The 5,105-nt window shown below is 69.2% G+C and carries 4 protein-coding genes; 3 read left to right on the top strand and 1 reads right to left on the bottom strand.

What is annotated here, in order from left to right; translation table 11 throughout:
* Positions 1-23 precede the first annotated feature (23 nt).
* A complete protein-coding gene (locus tag AC1DOC_RS18465; protein WP_018903799.1) occupies positions 24-938 on the bottom strand; it encodes a LysR family transcriptional regulator in 915 nt (304 codons plus the stop codon).
* 147 nt (positions 939-1,085) lie between these two features.
* Here AC1DOC_RS18465 and AC1DOC_RS18460 point away from each other — a divergent pair, with 147 nt between their 5' ends.
* The 3 genes from AC1DOC_RS18460 to AC1DOC_RS18450 form a co-directional block, all read left to right on the top strand.
* Entirely contained in the window at positions 1,086-2,072 is a 987-nt protein-coding gene (locus tag AC1DOC_RS18460) for a Bug family tripartite tricarboxylate transporter substrate binding protein (RefSeq protein WP_018903800.1), read from the top strand.
* A gap of 20 nt (positions 2,073-2,092) precedes the next feature.
* A complete protein-coding gene (locus AC1DOC_RS18455; RefSeq protein ID WP_478130235.1) occupies positions 2,093-3,616 on the top strand; it encodes an amidase in 1,524 nt (507 codons plus the stop codon).
* A gap of 121 nt (positions 3,617-3,737) precedes the next feature.
* Positions 3,738-5,105: HAD-IC family P-type ATPase (locus AC1DOC_RS18450; RefSeq protein WP_478130234.1), on the top strand; the 1,368-nt coding region annotated here is incomplete at its 3' end.

Genomic DNA, 5,105 nt, shown 5'->3' with positions numbered 1-5,105 from the left:
GTGTAGCGCACGCGCGGATGCCCTCAGGCCGAGGCCTTGATGGCATCCGTCAAAAACCGCACGAAAGCCTTGCCTGCATCGGGCAATGAACGGCCCGCGAGCGTCTCGACTTCGAGGTGGCGCTCGTTCATCTCGCGGTCCTTCAGCGGAATGGCCACCAGCGCCTTCGACTTGAGCTGCGTGCGGATCGACAGCTCGCCATAGAAGGCGATGGTGCCGCCGCCCGCCGCCGCAAAGCTCACCAGCGCATTCGCATGGTTGCTCGACATGGCCTGCACGTACTGCAGCCCCTGCCGGCTGCAGCTGATGTCCAGCAGCTGCCGGATCGAGCTGTCCCGCGGCGGCAGGCCCAGCGGATAGGCCGCCACCTGGCGCAGCGAGAGCTGCCGCTGCCCCGCCAGCGGATGGTCGCTCGCCATCACGGCGAGGATCGGGCTCGGGTGGCGCAGCTCGATCCGGATGCCGGGCTCGGGCACCGCACTCAGCGTGATGCCCACGTCCGCTTCGCCGTCGCGGATGCGGCCGGGAATCTCGTGGGGCGGGCAGACCTCCAGGTGAAAGCGGATGCCTTCATGCTTCGCGCGAAAGCGCGAGATCAGCGTGGGAAGAAAGTCGAACGCGAAGCCCTCGGTGCTTGCCACGCGCACGCGCCCGCTGCGCAGGCCGCGCAGGCCCTGGATCTCGCCAGCCACGCGCTCGATGTCCTGCTGCACCCGCTTGGCATGCGCAGCCAGCAGCTCGCCGGCCGCATTGGGCACCATGCCGCGCGCATGCCGGTCGAACAGCAGCGTGTCGAGCTCGCGCTCCAGGCGCGCCACCTGCCGGCTCACGGCGGAAGGCGCCACGTTGAGCTTGAGCGCCGCCTCCTTCACCGACCCGGTCCTGACCACCTCCAGGAAGTAGCGGACCGCGGTTTCCTGCAGCGTGTGAAGCGACATGTTTCTTCCTTGTGGCCGCGTGGCGACGCGCGTTTGTCGATTGCCGAATCGGCAATCCACAATTCTAAACATTGCGCTTGTGGCAGCGCGTTGCGGCTCCTAGGATGAGCCTGCATCCCCGCTCTGTCGTTCCTCCAGGAGTCCTTCATGAAACGCCTCCCCGCACTGGCCTGCATGGTGCTGCTGCTGTCCTGCCTCGGCCTCGCGCCCTTCGCCGCGCTGGCCGCCGACACCGGGTTTCCGTCGCGCCCGGTCACGCTCGTGATTCCCTTTCCGCCCGGCGGCGCCACCGACGTGAACGGCCGCGTGATCGCGCAGCGCCTGGGCAAGGAGCTCGGCCAGCCCGTGGTCATCGAGAACCGCGGCGGCGCCGGCACGGTGATTGGCGCGAGCTACGTTTCCAAGGCGGCGCCCGACGGCTACACGCTGCTGATCAGCTCGGGCACCACCTTCACGGTGAACCCCGCGATCCGCCCCAACCTGCCCTACGACCCGGTCAAGGGCTTCGAGCCGATCGGCCTGGCCGGGCGCGTGGGCCTCATCCTGCTGGCGAACAGCGAAGTGCCGGTGCAAACGGTCAAGCAGTTCGTCGACTACGTGAAGGCCTCGCCCGGAAAGTACTCGTACGCGTCCTTCGGCACCGGCACCACCTCGCAGTTTGCCGGCGAGACCATCCTGCATGCCGCCGGCCTCAAGATGACGCACGTGCCCTACAAGGGCAGCGCGCCGGCCATGACCGACCTCATGGGCGGGCAGGTTCCGTTCAGCATCGACACCGTGAGCGCGGCCATTCCCCAGCTCAAGAGCGGCAAGATCAAGGCCATTGCCGTGACCACGGCCAAGCGCTCGACGCTGCTGCCCGACGTGCCCACCATGGCCGAGAGCGGCTACCCCGAAGTCAACACCGACACCTGGCTGGTGCTGGTGGCGCCGAAGGGCCTGCCGCCCGAGGTGAAGGCCAAGCTCGAGAAGGCGCTGGCCGCGACCATGGCCGATCCCGACACGCGCGCCAAGCTCAGTGCGCAGGGCCTGGAGCCGGGCTATGCCAATTCCGCCGCCGTGAGCGAGCTGATCAACAAGGAATTGCCGCTGATGCGCGCGATTGCCGCCCGCGCCAACATCACAGCAGATTAAATGAACGCCCCCCAAGCGACATGAGCACCCACAGCGAATTGATCGAACACTCCGCCGTCGAACTGCGCCGGCTCATCGGCAGCAAGGCGGTCTCGCCCGTCGAGCTGCTCGAGGCCTGCATCGCGCGCATCGAGCGCGTGAACCCCTTCATCAACGCCGTGACCGCCACCTGCTTCGAGCGCGCGCGGGCCGAGGCCCGGGCGGCCGAGAGCGCCGTGATGCGCGGCGATGCGCTGGGGCTGCTGCACGGCCTGCCGCTCGGCGTGAAGGACCTGGAGCCGACCGAAGGCCTGCTCACCACCTGGGGCTCCGCGATCTTCCGCGACCACGTGCCGCAGGAGGACATCGAGCTGGTGGCCCGCCTTCGCAGGGCCGGCGCCATCGTCGCGGGCAAGACCAACGTTCCCGAAATGGGCGCCGGTRCCAACTCGCGCAACGAGGTGTGGGGCGCCACCGGCAACCCCTTCAACCCGAACCTCAATGCCGGCGGTTCCTCCGGCGGCTCGGCCGCCGCGCTGGCCTGCGACATGCTGCCCGTGTGCACCGGCTCCGACACCGGCGGCTCGCTGCGCATTCCGGCCGCCAAGTGCGGCGTGGTGGGCTTCCGGCCTTCGCCGGGCATCGTGCCGAGCGTGCGCAAGCTGCTGGGCTGGACGCCGATCTCGGTCGTGGGCCCGATGGGCCGCACGGTGGAAGATGCCTGCCTGCAGATGGCCGCGTCCGCCGGCATGCACGCGGGCGATCCGCTGAGCTATCCGCTCGATCCGCTCGGCTTCCTGAAGCCGGCCGGCATCGACCTCAGCAACCTGCGCGTGGCGTGGACCGAAGACTTCGGCACCTGCGCGGTGGACGACGGCATCCGCGCCACCATGCGCAGCAAGATCGGCGCGATGCAGCACCTCTTCAAGCGCTGCGACAAGATCGAACTCGACCTCGGCGAAGCGCACCGCTGCTTCGACGTGCTGCGCGCCGAGGCCTTCGTGGCCGGCATGCATGCCGCCTACCAGCGCGACCCCGCCAGCCTGGGCCCCAACTCCCGTGCCAACTACGAGATGGGCGCGCAGATGAGCCTGCTCGACAGCGCCTGGGCCCAGGCCGAGCAGACCCGGCTCATCAAGCGCTTCCAGGCCGCCTTCGCCGACTACGACCTGATCCTTTCGCCCACCACGCCGGTGTCGCCCTTTCCGTGGACGCAGCTCTATGCCGACACCATCAACGGCGAGAAGCAGGCCAACTACTACCGCTGGCTCGCGCTGACCTACGTGGTCACGCTGACGACGCATCCGGCGCTGGCGCTGCCCTGCGGCCTCGACCATGCGGGCATGCCTTTCGGGCTGCAGATCGTGGGCGCGTTCAGGGCCGACCACCAGGTGCTGGGCGCGGCGCACGCCATGGAAAAGGCCTTCGCGGCCGACGCGCAATTGCGCCGCCCGCGGCCCGACATCGCGTCGCTGCGCGCGGCCGAACCTGCGCTCAGGTCGATCGTCACGGCGCCGCCCGGTGCGGGCCGCAGCGCGCCTGCAGCCGCCACCTCCGCGGTCTGAGAAAGCCCCGGGGCCGGCCAGCGCGCCGGCCTTGACCTTGACATGGTGTCAGCCTGGAAACTGGCGATGCGCTGCGCGTGGTGCGCAGCAGCATCTTCCTGTTTTCTCGTTGGAGCACCCGATGAACCACGCGCATTCCGGAGCGCCGCAGCACCCGCATCACGAAGGCCACCACGCGCCGCATGCACACACGCCTGCGCCTGCGCCCGCCGGCACCATCTACACCTGCCCGATGCATCCGGAGATCCGGCAGGACCATCCGGGCCACTGCCCCAAGTGCGGCATGACGCTGGAGCCCGAGATGCCGACGCTCGACGAGGGCGAAGACCCCGAGCTGCGCGACTTCAAGCGCCGCTTCCTGTGGACGCTGCCACTCACGCTCGCGGTGGCCGTGCTCGCCATGGCGGGGCACCGGCTGCAGTGGTTCGAGATGGCCACGCAGAGCTGGATCGAGCTGGTTCTTTCGCTGCCCATCGTGCTGTGGGCAGGCTGGCCCTTCTTCCGGCGCGCCGTGCAATCGGTCGCCAACCGCAGCCCCAACATGTGGACGCTCATCGGCCTGGGCACCGCGGCCGCCTTCGCCTACAGCGTGGTGGCCACGGCGGCGCCGCGCGTGTTTCCCGATTCGTTCCTGTCGATGGGCCGCGTGGCGGTGTACTTCGAGGCGGCCGCGGTGATCATCTCGCTCACGCTGCTCGGGCAGATCCTCGAGCTCAAAGCGCGCTCGCAGACCTCGGCGGCGATCAAGTCGCTGCTCGGCCTTGCGCCCAAGACGGCGCGGCGCATCGGCGCCGATGGCGCTGAAGAAGACGTGCCGATCGCGCACGTGCACGTGGGCGACAAGCTGCGCGTGCGGCCCGGCGAGAAGGTGCCGGTGGACGGCGTGGTGGTCGAGGGCGCGAGCGCGGTCGACGAATCGATGCTCACCGGCGAGCCGCTGCCCGTGACCAAGCGGGCCGGCGACAAGCTCATCGGCGCCACGCTCAATACGAGCGGCGCGCTGGTGATGCAGTCGGAAAAGGTCGGCTCGCAGACCGTGCTCGCGAGCATCGTGCAGATGGTGGTGCAGGCCCAGCGCTCCCGCGCGCCGATGCAGCGCATGGCCGACCACGTGGCCGGCTACTTCGTGATGGCCGTGATCGGCATCGCGGTGCTGACCTTCTTTGCGTGGGGCTTCTTCGGGCCGGCGCCGAGCTGGACGCACGGGCTCATCAATGCGGTGGCGGTGCTCATCATTGCCTGCCCCTGCGCGCTCGGCCTGGCCACGCCGATGTCGATCATGGTGGCCACCGGCAAGGCGGCCACGCAGGGTGTGCTGTTCCGCGATGCCGCCGCCATAGAGAATTTCCGCAAGGTCGACGCGCTCATCGTCGACAAGACCGGCACGCTGACCGAAGGCAAGCCGAGCTTCGAACGCGCGGTGGCGCTGCCCGGCTTCAGCGAGGACGAGGTGCTGCGCCTCGCGGCGAGCCTGGACCAGGGCAGCGAG

This window comes from Variovorax sp. 01T439_2, from assembly GCF_056398445.1.
This window is presented reverse-complemented; position numbering and strand designations above follow the sequence as displayed.

Bases quoted from the DNA above. Each gene is read 5' to 3' on its own strand.
- AC1DOC_RS18465 (WP_018903799.1), bottom strand. From the start codon at position 938: ATGTCGCTTCACACGCTGCAGGAAACCGCGGTCCGCTACTTCCTGGAG.
- AC1DOC_RS18460 (WP_018903800.1), top strand. From the start codon at position 1,086: ATGAAACGCCTCCCCGCACTGGCCTGCATGGTGCTGCTGCTGTCCTGC.